Here is a 14513-nt window from a genome sequence, read left to right on the forward strand (position 1 = left end):
CGCCGGAACGGGCGCCTCATGGTACGCCGGCCTGTCATTCGGGCCGCCCGGCTGAGGGCGGCCCTTTCAACTCAACCAGTCATGCCCGGCAACGCCCAGAATCACACAACCGGGAAGAAAATGAGTTTGGCGAGTCCGGCAATTATGGTGATGAGTCCGACAACGATGGCGACCCCAAGCGTGCCCACAATCCATTTGATGGATTTTAAATCGCTTTCCATTACGCCCATGCGGGTTTCCACATTGCCGATTCGCTCCATTGCTTTGCCGTGCAGTTTGTCCATCTGCCCCATGGCTTCGCCGTGCAGTTTGTCCATCCGCTCCATGGCTTCGCCGTGCAGTTTGTGCATCTCTGCCTTGGTCGCCATGTGGTCCATGTGCGCTTGCATAACATCCATGCGCGCCATGGCTTCGCCGTGCAGTTTGTGCATCTCCGCCCTGGTTGCGTCTATCCGCCCCATGGCTTCCCCGTGCAGTTTGTGCATCTGCGCGACGGTTGCGTTCATATCCGCCTTGGTTGCCATCCTCTCCATGGCTTCCCCGTGCAGTTTGTGCATCTGCATAGTGGTTGCAGCCATCTGCTCCCTGGTTGCAAGATGATTCATGCGTTCCTGCAGAACCTCAAATTGCGGGTGCGGCGGCGTGACGGGCTCCACCTTTTCGGTGAGAGGCTCGACTTTGCGGTGCTGGCCGGGCAGCGGTTTCTTTTTTTGCGTCGTCATCATTGGATGTCCTCCAAACAAGGTTCAAGATTTATCGAGAACCCAATTTGGAGGAGTTTGCAAGGCTTGGCGCGCGCAAGCCGACAAGCGGTAGCATTTGGCCGACGAATGACCGTTGGGCGGCCCAGGCGCCGCCGCGCCACCGGATGCGAACAATTTGTCAATGCGCCGTTGTTCATGGATTCATTGTAAGCACATCACAGCGCCCCTGCACGGCCAAAAATCGCGCTTTCCGGCCAAAAAACAGCCAAGTGTATGAAGCGGCAATCAATCTCTTCTGACGAACGGCGTACGCGGGATGGAGGGGCAAAACACGGGGCACGGGGCAGGGCGGTCAGGCGGGCCGCGCCGCGCTCCTGCACCCCGCGCCCGCGCCCGCACCCCGCGCCGTGCCGCCATTTTTCGGCGTTGCGGCGGCCTTTGCGCGCCCGGAATCGCCTGTCGGGCGGCGGTTTTGCAATGGCGGCGGGGGCGGGATATAATTGCCCGCGCCCGGAACGGTCTCGTTGCACGGGGCGCCCGCGAGCAAGGCCGCGAAGGTTGCGGCGGGAAACGCGAGATTCGTTATAACAAACAGGGCTGAATGAAAATGAGAAATCATTGCATTGACATCTTTGCCGACCGGCGAGGCGCTCAGGCGCTGGCCGGGCGCACCGCCGCCGCCGGGCGCGGAGCCAACTCCGCCGTCAGCAAGATGATTCATGCGCCGGCAAGATTCGCCGTTGCCACCGCCGCCGCGTTTTGTCTTTATCTGCTGGCGCCGCAGGCGGCCAATGCACAGGCTTATTCCTGCTCCCACATGGTGACCGCCGGCACCGTCAGCATCTGCATCTCCGGCGACAACGGCGACCGGCGCACCGCCAGCACCGGCCTGCAACTGGCCGAGGGCGACAATGCCGTCGTCTCGGTTCGCGCCCACGGCCTGACAGCCGGCAGTTTGAGCGTAACCCTGAATCTCGGCGGCGGCGGCAGTTCAAGCACCGATATCCGGCGCTCCGCCGGCCTTGTCTTTAACCTGACTGTGGCTGACCCGGAGGTCCTCAGGAGCTTCTTCATTGAGGATGACGCGAACATGGAGTCCGATGAGACCGCCTTTTTCAGCATTACGGACGCCAACATCGTGGAAACAAGCACCACTCCCCCCTCTTTCTCTCGCGGCACGCCAAACAGCGTAAACTTCGGCATCATTTCCAACGACGCCCGCACCATCACCGTCACCGGCCCGGCCACCATCACCGAGACCAACAGCAATGTCCAGAGCAGCGACTACACCATCACCCGCGCCGGCACCGCCTTCGGCGCCGCCACCGATGTTAACTGGAGGGTAATCCACGGCACCACCACCGACGCCGACTTCAGCGCAACCAACGGCACGGTCAGTTTCGCCGCAGGCGACGCCACCAAGGCATTCCAGCTCACCGTCATCGGCGATGGCACATTGGAAAGTGATGAAACTTTCACTGTCCAGGTCAGCGTGGCCGACCCTCTCGGTGACGGCGGCACCAATTACGGCGCCGCCGCCGCCACCACCATCAACGACGACGACGGCTACACCCTTGCACCGGCCGGCCTGACTCCCGTCGGCTTTGGCATTGACGAGGGCGCGGTTGCAGCCAGCCGCACCCTCGCCGTCCGCTACACCGCCGACGACGGCAGCACCGCGTTGCGAGCACCGGCCACCATCACCCTCGAACTCACCGGCGAGGCGCAAGGCCACCTCAATACCGCCACCAGCGGCTATCCGTCGGGCCTGCTGTCCGAGCGTGCCGCCACCGTGGCCGATGATTTCGCCTCCGCCAGCGTCACCTGCACCATCCCGATGGGCACCGCCCACAATGCCATCGCCGAGTGCGTCCTGCCGGCCGTCACCGACGACACCCTGTCCGAGCGCGTGGAGCATTTCAGCGTGGCCCTGTCCGGCGGGCCGACCGGCGTGCAATACGGCGCCAAGCAGTTCCACTTCATCCGCGCCTCCGACCCCATCCGGATGCGCGTGGACCAGGCCTCGTACACCGCCGGGGAGGGCACCGCCACCACCGTGCGCATACACTTCGACGGCACGGCTGCCGGCACCACCGTTCCCTCCGGCCTCACCCAGTTCCGCATGCTGTTTGACAACGGCCCCGACAACCTCGGCGCCGCCACCCTCTCCGAGAACTACCGGCTGGAGTCGCCGCCCTTAGCCGACGGCCTCGTCCTGCTCGGCGCTATGCCGGTGTGGGAGCGCACGAACAAATACTACGATGTTGAAACCTGCATCATCTTGGCGAGCTGCGGCAGCGTGGAAGACACCACCGCCGAGGTGGATGATGTGCAGACCTGGCAGTTGCGCGGTTTCCACGATGTGCCGGTGAGTTGGGAGATAACCGGCGGCGACAGCGACAACGACGGCACCTTCCAGATTACCTTCATTGACGACGACCCCACCGAATGGACGGTGCGCGCGCGCGGCGGCGGCATCGCCACCGAGGATGTGAACGAGGACGCCGCGGCCATCGCTTTGCCCACCACTCCCGACACCGGCAGCGACCACGCGAACACCATGTATTTCCGCTTCGTCAACCACCAGTTTGCGGCGCGCGGCGATACAACCCTGACCTACTGCCTGCGCGGCACTGCCACCGGCGGCACTGCGGCGCAGGTGGCGGCCAGCCCGACGGAATATGACTACACCTGGCCCGCAGGCTACGACCCGGATTCCACCTCCGCCGCCGCCGCCGAATACCCCGGCAGTTGCAACACCGGGCGCGGCGATTTCGCGATTCCCGCCGGCAACCAGGTTTACCGCCTCGGCATCACGCTGAACAACGACAGCCTGAACGAGGGCGATGAGACCATCATTCTGGAAATCGTCAACGCCGCCGAGACCGGCTACCCGGTGCTGGTGGACAACAACGACAATGATCCGATGGATGCGACGAACATGCAAACGCACATCGCCACCCGCACCATCAAGGACAACGACGCCATCAGCGTCAGCATCGCCAACCGCGGCGTTGACTCCGACGGCAACGCCGCCAACGGCTTTCAGATACCGGAAGGCCGCAACGCCGAGTTCACGGTAACCCTCAGCGCCGCCGCCGACGGCGATGTCATCGTGGCCTGGACCATCGGCGGCGATGTGGGGCCTGGAGACTACACCGGCACGACCGACGGCACGATTACGATAGCCGCCGGCCTCACCGAAGGCGTCATTTCCATTCCGCTGACCGACGACGCCGACAGCGCCAGCGAAGACCTGACGGTAACCCTGTCGGCCACCGACTCCGACCACACCGCCCCCGGCACGATTGCGCGCAGCGGCACGGCCAGCCAGCAGAGCGCCACGCAGGCAGTCATTACCTTCGCCGCCGCGCGCGCGCTGACGCTGACGCTCCTTGACGGCATGGGCGGCAACGCGGCCACGACTTCCATCATCGCCGAGAGCGACAGCGACGCCGCCATCTGGTACAGGGCCGCCATCGCGTCCGGCGGCACGCCCTTCACCAACCCCGCCGAACTCCGGTGGACCGTCACCCCCGGCGACCCGTCCGTCAGCACACGCTCGGCGACCGCCGCCAACGACTTTGCCGCCGTATCAGGCACCGTAACCATGCCCGCGATGCCGACAACGCAGGTTGAGTTTTCCATCACGCTCGCGGGCGACAACCGCAACGAAGACACCGAGTATTTCACCGTGCAGGTCGGCGCCGCCGACGCCGACGCCGAGAGCGGCACGCGATCCAGCGACGGCGTGACCGGCGGCATTCGTGATGATGACCAGGTGCGTATCACGCTGAGCGGCGGGCGCAGTTTCCCGGAGGGCAGCACCGATGTGGATGTGGTGGTGGATTTTGACGCGGAACTGACTCTTCCTTTTGCTGTGCAGTTGCTGATTTTTAGAGATCCTGACAGAAATTCTACGGTCGTGAATCCCGCCCACAATGCCATTGAACTTGGTACGGACCTTACCACCGGGAATGGCTATCTTTCTGCGACGCCCCTTCCCCTGATCGGGCGTTCGCAGATTCATACCCTTTTCCTGGTCCCCGCGGGAGCAACCACCGCGGCACTCACGGTGGCCGGTCTTGCGCCCCCATTCGTTGATCTAACAGCCCCGCCCTCTTTCCACGGGATTGCCGACGACAATGTTAACGAGGCGGACGAGATGTTCTGGATTGCGGTCAATTCTGACTTCAGTTCCGACGGTTTCGGCGACGGCAGCGGCGTCTGGGGCGATGTTGATTTCCCCGACAATCTGGAGCCTTACACCGTGCTGGATGTCAACCCGATTACCATCACCGTAACCGCGACGGCGGCCACCGTTGCCGAGGGCCAGTCGGTGCAGTTTGATGTCATGTTGACAGGCGCATCGGGCGGCTCGGACGGAAACTTTGATGTGCTCTACACGCTGGGCGGACTCGGCGCAGGCATCACCCCGCGCGACTCCGGCAATGGCCGCCTGCAGTTCAGGCGGGCGGATGAAATCAACAACACGCCAATCACGGACACAGTAACTGTCGCTGTTCCGTTCACAGACGACCGGGGCAGCAGCAGTGAGCCTTCAATGCTGACCCTTACAGTAACCGATGTGGTAAAACAGCCCACTGATTCGTTCATTGTATCTCCTTCGGGTTTCCATCCAACAGGCGGAGAGGAAAGAGACTTCGCCGCCGGTGAAATCACCATCCCGTCCGCACCGGACAACCAGGCGTCGGTTGCCGTGCAATGGGTGGACTTCGCGCATGAATTCACGCTGTCCAACCCGCCGGCCACTCTTGCCGAACCCGCCGCGGCGCAGGGCACCTCGGCGACCTACACCGTCATACGCGGAGGCCCGGCCCCGAACCTTGCGAACCCGCTTGAGATTACCTGGAGCATACAGACCACCGGCGCCGCCGTCGCCGAAGACTTTGACGGCGCCACCGGCAGAGTGATGTTCAGCGGCAGCGAGACCTCGAAAGAATTCCACATCTACGCCGCCGCCGACAGCCTGAACGAGCCGTCCGAGAGTTTTGCAATCCGTTTCAGCGTTGACCCCGCCGCCGCCTCGTCCGCAGGCGGCGTCTCGCTGCCCGGCGCGCACGGCGCCGTCATCACCGACAACGCCGATGACGCCATTGCGGTCACCATCTCGCGCGATGCCGGCACGCCGGCTTCGGTTGCCGAGAGCAGCGCCGCCGCGACATTCCACATTGCGCTGTCGGGCGGCGTGCGCACCGGCGCGGTTACCGTGCCGTTTGAATTCTCCGGCCTTGCCGAACCCGACTTCAATATCGTGACCCCCACCGGCATTGCCGCGAACGCGCTCGGCGGCGAGGTTGTCTTTGCCGCCGACGGCATGCAGGCGGCGAATGATTCGATGCCTGTGCATGTGCGGTTTCCGGACAACGACCTGAACGAGGCCGCCAGAATGCTGACGCTGACGGGCGCCGCGGCGGGCGCCACGGGCCTGCGCAACGCCGGCGGCGGCGCGACAGGCTATGTCTCCGCCGACGCCGCCGCCACCAGCACCGGCACCGCCACCGTCACCATCACCGACGACGACGCCATCTCCGCCGGCATCGCGGTCATCAGCGCCGACGCCGGCACCGCCACAGGCCACCAGTTGGCGGAAACCACCTTCGCCGAGTTCCGGATTACGATGGACCACGCCAGCGCCGCCGATGCGAGGGTTCAATATGCCATCGGCGGCGATGTGGAGGCCGCCGACTACGCCGGCGCGACCACGCGCACGGTGGTCATACGCGCCGGGCAGACCTCGGCGGTGGTAATCATCGAGATTCTCGCCGACGCCGACACCGACGCGGCCGAGACGATGACGGTGGGGTTGACCGAGGGCGGCCACTCCGCCGCCGGCGCGATTGCGCGCAGCGGCAACGCCGGCGAGCAGAGTGTTACGGTGCAGATTACCGAGTTGATGACGGTGCGCACACTGGGAGTGGAGCGTGTCGGCGAGTTTTATGTTGACGAGACCGACGGCACGGTCATGGCCGATTACCGGGCGCGCGTCGCCTCCGGCGACCCGTTCACCGGCGCCGCCGACCTGCGGTGGGTTGTTACCCACGGCGATGCGTCTGTCAGCACCCGATCCGCCACCACCGCCGAGGACTTTGCTGGCGACAGCATTTCGGGCACCTTCCGGATCAACTCCGGCACCGGCGAGACGGCCGATTTTGCGGTGCCCATCGCAGGTGACAACCGCAATGAAGACACCGAGTATTTCACCGTGAATGTCGGCGCCGTCAACCCCGGCGGTGACAGCGGCACGAACCCCACCACGACGGGCGCGGTCAGGGGCATCCGCGATGATGACCGGGTGGAAATCACGCTGAGCGGCGGCGGCAGGCACCCTGAAAGCGGCCCGGCGGACGAACAGGCGTATCTGCATGTGGATTTCGGCGCGGAACTGACCCGTGATTTCCTCGCGCGGATTCAGATTTTAAGAGGGAGCAGCACACGTTCGAACCCCGACAACAAAGTTGTTGACACCAACGAGCGCGACACTGGAAATTTCTGGACCGGCACCGCCCCTAACGTTTTCATCATTTCACAGCTCAATGCCGCCTGGCTGGTTCCTGCAGGAGCAACCACTGCCTCATTCCGGCTCAACACTTTCATGGAGGACAACCTGAACGAGGCGGATGAGACGTACTGGGCACGACTGAACCCCGAGAGCACCGGCGCACATGGATACTTTTCTCCGGCTACCGGTCGTGCCGAGAATGCCGATGGCGCCTGGGGCGAGGTTGTCTTCGTTGTCGCTTCGCAGACCTACATCATCGCGGACGACGACCCGATTGAGATTACCGTAACTGCGGCGGCGGACGCCGTTACCGAAGGCCGGTCGGTGCAGTTTGACATCACGCTGACGGGTGCTGCCGATGGCGCGGACGGAAACTTTGATTTGCTCTATACGCTGGACGGGCCTGCCGGCGTCATGCCGGCTGACTCCGGCGGCGGCAGTCTGGAGTTCAGACGCAGAAGTGAAGCATTGGGCACGCAAACCGCCGGCACAGTAACCGTTACCATCCCGTACACAAACACGCTGGGTGATGGCGACGAGGCTTCAACACTGACCTTCAGGATAAACGATGTGGTGGAACAGTTCACACCGCCGGTGGTGACCCCCTTCGGGGATCTTTCCGGGCATGGCGAGCAAGTGGATTACGCCATCGGCGTCATCACCTCAACCGTGCCGCAGGCGTCGGTAACGGTAACCTGGACGGACGACACGCCCGACCATGTGTTCACGCTGTCCAGCCCGCCCGCCACGATTGCCGAACCTGCCGCAGCGCAGGGCGCCCCGGCGGTCTTCACGGTGATGCGCGCCGGCCCGGATGTGGCGACGACCATCGGCGTTACCTGGAGCATACAGACGGCAGGCGCCGCCGCCGCGGACTTTGACGGCGCCACACAGGGCAGCCTGATGTTCTTCGGCAGCACGACGACGATGGTCTTCACTGTCAACGCCGCCGTTGACAACCTGAACGAGGGCGACGAGGACTTCACGATTAATTTCGCGGTCTCCGATTCCCTCGCCGCCGTGCCGCCCGCCGCGCACAGCGCGCGGATTACCGACAACGCCGATGACGCCATCGTTGTAGCCATCTCCCGCGACGGCGCCACGCCGGCCATGATTACCGAGAGCAGCACGGCGACGGCGACATTCAACATCGTGCTGTCGGGCGGCGAGCGCACCGGCGCGGTTACCGTGCCGTACACCTTCAGCGGCGCCGGCATCACCGCCGCCGACTTTGACATCACCGCGCCGTCGGGCATCGGGACGGGCGCCGTGCGCGGCGAGGCGGTGTTCAGCGTCCCGGTGCAGCCGAACTCAACGACGAGCAGCGTAACGATAACGCTGCAAGACGACAGCCGGAGCGAGGGCACTGAAACGCTGACGCTGACGGGCGCCGCGGCGGGGCCTGTGGGCCTTCGCACCGCGAGCGGCGGCATGATTGGCTATGCCTCAAACGCCAACGCCGCGAGCGTCATGATTGCCGACAACGACATGGGCCGGGTGTTTGACACGCAGCCGCCGAGTTTGCAGGGCAACATCGGCTGGGCCGCCGGTCAGCGCACGCTGTGGGTGACGACGGACGAGGCCTACAAGGTGCTGGCGTATCCGTCGGGCGCGACGGCGTCCAGCGGCACGCCGAGCCTGACGACGCTGGATGCGCGCGGTTTCACGGTGGTAGAGAACAACGGGCTGGCGTCGGCGGCGACGCTGAGCGTGACATCGGTGCGTGTGATACCGCAAAGCCGGGCTTTTGCGCTGACGCTGGAGCGCGCGATTGGCGCCGGTGTTGCGAATGTGTATGTCGGCTACCGCCGCATCGCGGGCAACGCGATTTATGACACGGCGGTGGAAGACGGCGAGGCCGACCCGGCCATCGGGCGCAACCCGCTGCTGACGAACCCGCTGTTCATGCTGCCGATGTCGGGCAACACCGACAGCGACGGCGACGGCATGCCGGACACGGTAGAGATTGCCATCGGCGAGAACCCGCTGGAGGCTGTTGCGCCGGAGCGCAGGCCGGCGTTTTCGCTGAGCCGCCTGGCCACGCCGAACCCGGTTGCGTATTCGGGCATTCGCGAACACGGCGTGCGGGCGCATTTGGGCTATGCGGCGACCGGCGCGGCGACGGTAACGGCGTATTACCGCAGCGACACCTTTGGTTATGACGGAACCTACCAGTGCGCCGGCAACAGCCCGTTTCCGGCGAACTACGCCGCACCGCTGTCGGAAGGCGGCTGCGCGGCGGTGGATTGGGGCGACATTGTGCCGGGCATGGAGCACACGATTGCGTGGCTTGCGAGGTCTGCGGACGGCGTCTGGTTTGTGAGGGATGGCGGCAGCAGGCTGCCGGAGCAGAGGATAGAGCGGATACCGGAACTGAACATGGTGTCGCAGAGTCTGTTCACGACGGGCACTGCGGTGGTGGTGAGCGCGCGGCTGGAATCTGCGCCGGGCGAGACGCTGACGCTGGCGCTGTCGAGAACGCCGGTCGGGGGCGCCGCGGCGACAAGGCCGACGGTGAGCGGCGCCGGTCAGACGCTGTCGGTGACGGACACCGCACCGGTTTCTGCGGTGTGGGCGATTGACGATTTGACGGAAAGCGGCGGCGCATCGCGTCTCTACCGTCCGACCACGCCGACCGCCGGCTTCAGCGCCAACCATCCGGCATCCAACCAATACTCGCTGGGCCTGGTGCGTCGGACGCGGGTAACGCGCATCAACGCGCCGGTGCCGCCGGTGCTGGGGCGCGGGCTTTTGTTCCGTAACAACGATGTCGGCCAATCGGTTATTGCGCTGGAGGACGGCGATACGGATCCCCATCAGCTGGAAGTACCGATAGAGAACATCGGCAACATTGGCGACACCGACCCGGGCGCCGTGGCGACGCCGCTGAACGGAGCGGTGACGGTTGACAGCATGAACTTCGTTGCCGCGTCCGGCGCCGAGCCTGCGGCTTTCCGTTTCAACATGACGGTGGGCGGCGGTCTCAGAACTGCGGGAACGAACACGGCGGCGATACAGGTTGTGGTGACGGGCGGCTATGGCGGCGTGACCACGGCGACCTACAGTTACCCGGTGGTGGCGCCGACCTCGCCGCTGGCGACGCACCGCAGTGACGGCGACCGCGACGGCATTGCCGACGACTTTGACGCCTTTGACAACAGCGACCACCTGCCGGTGGTGGTGGACGAGACGGCGGGTGCGAGCGCGTGGCATCACATCCGGCCGGTGCTGCCGCTGCACGAGTTGCGTCTTGGCGAGATGACGGTTGAGCGTCTGGCGATGGCGACGATGAACGATGAAGTGGACGACTACGCCGAATACTCGGCGTCGGAGACGCCGCCGAGCACGAGCAACCTGGCGGTGATCTATGACTTTGAGATTGACGGCGTGGATTATGCGGAAGTGACGGAAGAAGGGCGCGTTGGCGGCGCGGCTGGTGTGATTATCCCGCTGCCGCGCAGTCTGTATGATAGCGCCGCGAGTCTGGTGAAATACCCTTCAAACGAGCCGTTCAGCGTGGAAGGCGCAAACGACTACGGTTTTGCGACGCTGCAAGAGGATGGCGCGTGCCCGGATGACACGATGACGGCGGGCAGCCCGTACCGCGAAGGCGAGACGCTGCGTCGCGCGAAGCGCGGCGGTGACGCCTGCCTGGTGGTGTATATCGTGGACGGCGGCGCGAACGACGAAGACGGCATGGCCAACGGCATCATCAAGGATCCGCTCGGCATCCGTGCTGCCGCCGCCGCCGTTGGCGGAGGCGGCGGTCGCAGCCACAGCGGCAGTTTCAGTGTGGCGGCGTTGGCGGTGTTGTCACTGCTGCTGTTGTTGCTGCCTCGCACACGCCGCCGCCGCACGGCCTGATTCAACCCCCGGCAGCCCGCCGCACCCCGTTGCGGCGGAATTGGTGGCACAATAGCCGCGCCTGACGGCGGCGGAACTGAACAGATGTGTGTGTCGCGCAAGTTGCTGGTGTGTTTTCCGGCGGTTTTGCTTCTGATCCCGGCGGCGCCCGTCGCGGCGACCGGCATTGAGGCGCAGCGCGTCCTGTTTGATCGCGCCGAACGCGACCTCAAACGCGGCAAGCGCAAGTCGTATCTGCGCTCTTCGGCGGCGCTGCGCGATTACCCGCTGTATCCCTGGCTCGCCTACCGCGACATGGCGCGGCGGATTTCGCGCGTGCCGGACGACCAGGTCATCGCCTTCCTGAAACGCCACGACGGCACGCCGGTGGCCGACAGGCTGCGCCACCGCTGGCTCAAGCACCGCGCGCGGCGCGGGCGCTGGGCGCTGTTCGCGCAGCACTACAAGCACGGCCCGTACATCACCGACAAGGCGATGCCGTGCTGGCACGCGAAGTCGCTGCTGCGGACAAAGCGCCTCGACGAGGCCGCCGCCGCCGCGCGCGAACTGTGGCTGGTGGCCTTTTCGCAGCCGTCGGAGTGCGACGAGGTGTTCCGGTGGGCGCGGCGCGAAGGCGTTGTGGACGACATGCTGGTGTGGCGGCGGATACTGCTGGTTGTGCAGAAAAGAAAGATGCGCCTCGCCGACCATCTTGCGCGCGGCCTCGGCGCCGACGCGCGCAAATGGTACCGGCGCCTGAAGCAGGCGCGCCGCAGGCCACTGCGCACGCTGAAGGAGATTGAGCGCCAGCCGGTGGAGTCGCCGTATATGCGCGACATTCTGTCGTACAGCCTGCTGCGCGCGCAGCGCGACGAGCGCGACAACCTGGCGCGCATCGCCGCGTTGTGGCCCGCCATCCGGCGCCGTCTCGCCGATTACCCGGACTGGATACACCGCGAGGAGCGCGGTTTCGGCCTGTATGCGGCGTGGCGACTGGAGCCGCAAATCGCCTACGACCACCTGTCTCGGCTGCCGCCGCCGGTTCACACCGATGAGTCGCGTTTCTGGACGATTCGCTCGGCGCTGCGCATCGGCAACTGGCATTATGTGCTGCACGCGCTGGCGCTGCTGGACGCCGCGCAGAAGGAGAACCCGAAGTGGCGCTACTGGCGGGCGCGCGCGCTGCACGGCCTTGGGCGCCGCCGCGAGGCCGCCGCCATCTGGCGCGCGCTGTCGCGTTTGCGGAATTACTACGGTTATCTCGCCGCCGACCGGATTGGCGCGGCCTACCGCTTTGACAGCCCGCCGCCGGCTTTTTCGGCGGGCGAACTGGCGGCGTTTGAGCGCCTGCCGGCGGTGCGCCGCGCCCACGAGTTTTTCCGGCTGCGCCGGCCTTTTGATGCGCGCCGCGAGTTGAATTACCTGCTCGACGGCCTTGATGCGCCGGCGCGCATGAAACTCGCGCTGCTGTGCCGCGACTGGGGCTGGGCCGCCGGCACCGTGCAGGCGCTGGCGCACGACGATTTCACCGGCGAACTGATGCTGCGCTTTCCGGCGCCGTGGCGCGAACTGGTGGCCGCCGAGGCGCGCCGCGCCGGCGTTCCCGAGCACTGGCTGTACGGAATCATGCGCCGCGAGAGCGCGTTTTTGCCGCAGGTCAGGTCACCGGTCGGCGCGCTCGGCCTGATGCAGTTGATGCCGCGAACCGCGCGCATCGTCGCCCGCAAACTGCGCCTGCGAAGACCGTCGCGGCGGCGTCTGCTTGAGCCGGCGCTGAACATTCGCCTCGGCGCGGCCTATCTGAAACACCTGCACAACCTGACCGGCGGGCGCCTGGTGCCGGCGCTGGCGTCCTACAACGCCGGCTACACGCGCGCGAAGAGATGGCTTGCGACCGCGCCGGTGCACGCGCCCGATGTGTGGGTGGACACGATACCGTTTGATGAGACCCGCCTGTATGTGCGCGCGGTGCTGTTCTATATGGCGGTGTACCAGCACAAGATTGAGGGGCGGGTGACGCGGCTGGCGTCGCTGATGCCGATACACTGAACCGCGCCGCTACCGGCGCGGTTCAGGTCCTGGCCCCGGCCTCAGGCGGCTTTGGCCATCGTTTTGGCGAGGGCCTGGTCAATGTCGGCGATCAGGTCGTCTATATGCTCAATGCCGATGGACAGGCGCACCAGGTCTTCGGTGACGCCGGCGGCCTTCAGTTCGTCCGCCGCCAGTTGCCGGTGGGTGGTGCTCGCCGGGTGGCACGCCAGCGAACGCGCGTCGCCGATGTTGACCAGCCGCAGAATCAACTGCAATGCGTCAATGAAGCGCGCGCACGCCTGCTTGCCGCCGCGAATGCCGAAACTCAGAATGCCGGAGGCCCTGCCGCTGAGGCAGCGCTTGACCAGCGCGTGGTCGGGGTGGTCTTCCAGCCCGGCGTAGTTGACCCAGGTCACCTGCGGGTGCGACTTCAGGAAGCGCGCCACCGCCAGCGCGTTGTCGGAATGGCGTTCAATTCGCAGCGGCAAACTCTCGATGCCCTGCAACACCAGGAAACTGTTGAACGGCGACAGCGCCGAACCCATGTTGCGAAGCGGCACGACGCGCGCGCGCCCGATGTAGGCGGCCTCGCCCAGCGCCTCGGTATAGACGACGCCGTGGTAGGAGGCGTCGGGTTCGTTCAGCATCGGGTAGCGGGCGGCGTGTTCGCGCCACGGGAAGCGCCCGGAGTCAACGATGATGCCGCCGATGCTGCTGCCGTGGCCGCCCATGTATTTGGTCAGCGAATGCACGACGATGTCGGCGCCGTGTTCAAAGGGGCGGCACAGGCACGGCGTCGGCACGGTGTTGTCCACAATCAGCGGCACGCCGCGCCGGTGGCAGGTGTCGGCCATCGCCTCCAGGTCGGTGATGTTGCCCGCCGGGTTGCCGAGCGACTCGCAGAACACGGCCTTGGTGTTTTCGTCCATGTGCGCGGCGATGTCATCGTCCTCGGCGAAACGCACGCCGATGCCGAGGCGCGGCAGGGTGTGGGCGAACAGGTTGTAGGTGCCGCCGTAGAGGCGGCTGGTGGAGACGATGTTGTCGCCGTTCTCGGCGATGGTGAACACCGCGTAGGTGATGGCCGCCATGCCCGACGACAGCGCCAGCGCGCCGATGCCGCCCTCCATTTCGGCGACGCGCTTTTCCAGCACCGCGGTTGTCGGGTTCATGATGCGCGTGTAGATGTTGCCCTCGACCTTGAGGTCGAACAGGTCGGCGCCGTGCTGCGTGTCCTCGAAGGTGTAGGAGGTGGTCTGGTAGATGGGCGTGACCGCCGCGCGCGTGGTCGGCTCGGACTGGTAGCCGCCGTGGACTGCTATGGTCTCTATTTTCATGTTTTTTTCACCGTAGTAGGGGTTTTCGGGCGTTTTCCGCATTATACGGCCCGGGCCGCCGAAAGTCCATAAAAC

General features: G+C 65.4%; 4 protein-coding genes. 2 read left to right on the forward strand and 2 right to left on the reverse strand.

Annotated features, from left to right (window positions below):
* Positions 1-101 precede the first annotated feature (101 nt).
* Positions 102-725: a hypothetical protein gene (locus OXU50_03620; GenBank protein MDD9868968.1), complete on the reverse strand. Its 624-nt coding sequence runs from the start codon at positions 723-725 to the stop codon at positions 102-104.
* Positions 726-1305: 580 nt separating this feature from the next.
* On the opposite strand from OXU50_03620, the gene OXU50_03625 reads away from it, so the two are divergent.
* Together OXU50_03625 and OXU50_03630 are read left to right on the forward strand one after the other, a co-directional pair.
* Positions 1306-11091, forward strand: coding sequence for a hypothetical protein (locus OXU50_03625; protein MDD9868969.1), 9786 nt, complete (start codon positions 1306-1308; stop codon positions 11089-11091).
* 84 nt (positions 11092-11175) lie between these two features.
* Positions 11176-13119 carry a transglycosylase SLT domain-containing protein gene (locus OXU50_03630; GenBank protein MDD9868970.1) on the forward strand — a complete coding sequence of 648 codons (1944 nt, stop codon included), beginning with the start codon at positions 11176-11178 and terminating at the stop codon, positions 13117-13119.
* 41 nt (positions 13120-13160) lie between these two features.
* Here OXU50_03630 and OXU50_03635 read toward each other — a convergent pair whose 3' ends face one another.
* Positions 13161-14438 carry an aminotransferase class I/II-fold pyridoxal phosphate-dependent enzyme gene (locus OXU50_03635; protein ID MDD9868971.1) on the reverse strand — a complete coding sequence of 426 codons (1278 nt, stop codon included), beginning with the start codon at positions 14436-14438 and terminating at the stop codon, positions 13161-13163.
* Between the last annotated feature and the right edge of the window lie 75 nt (positions 14439-14513).

It is taken from the genome of Gammaproteobacteria bacterium, assembly GCA_028817225.1.
Taxonomy (GTDB): Bacteria; Pseudomonadota; Gammaproteobacteria; order Poriferisulfidales; family Oxydemutatoraceae; genus Oxydemutator.

Excerpts from the sequence above, each read along its gene's own strand:
- OXU50_03620 (MDD9868968.1), bottom strand. The coding sequence starts at position 725 with ATGATGACGACGCAAAAAAAGAAACCGCTGCCCGGCCAGCACCGCAAA.
- OXU50_03625 (MDD9868969.1), top strand. The coding sequence starts at position 1,306 with ATGAAAATGAGAAATCATTGCATTGACATCTTTGCCGACCGGCGAGGC.
- OXU50_03630 (MDD9868970.1), top strand. The coding sequence starts at position 11,176 with ATGTGTGTGTCGCGCAAGTTGCTGGTGTGTTTTCCGGCGGTTTTGCTT.
- OXU50_03635 (MDD9868971.1), bottom strand. The coding sequence starts at position 14,438 with ATGAAAATAGAGACCATAGCAGTCCACGGCGGCTACCAGTCCGAGCCG.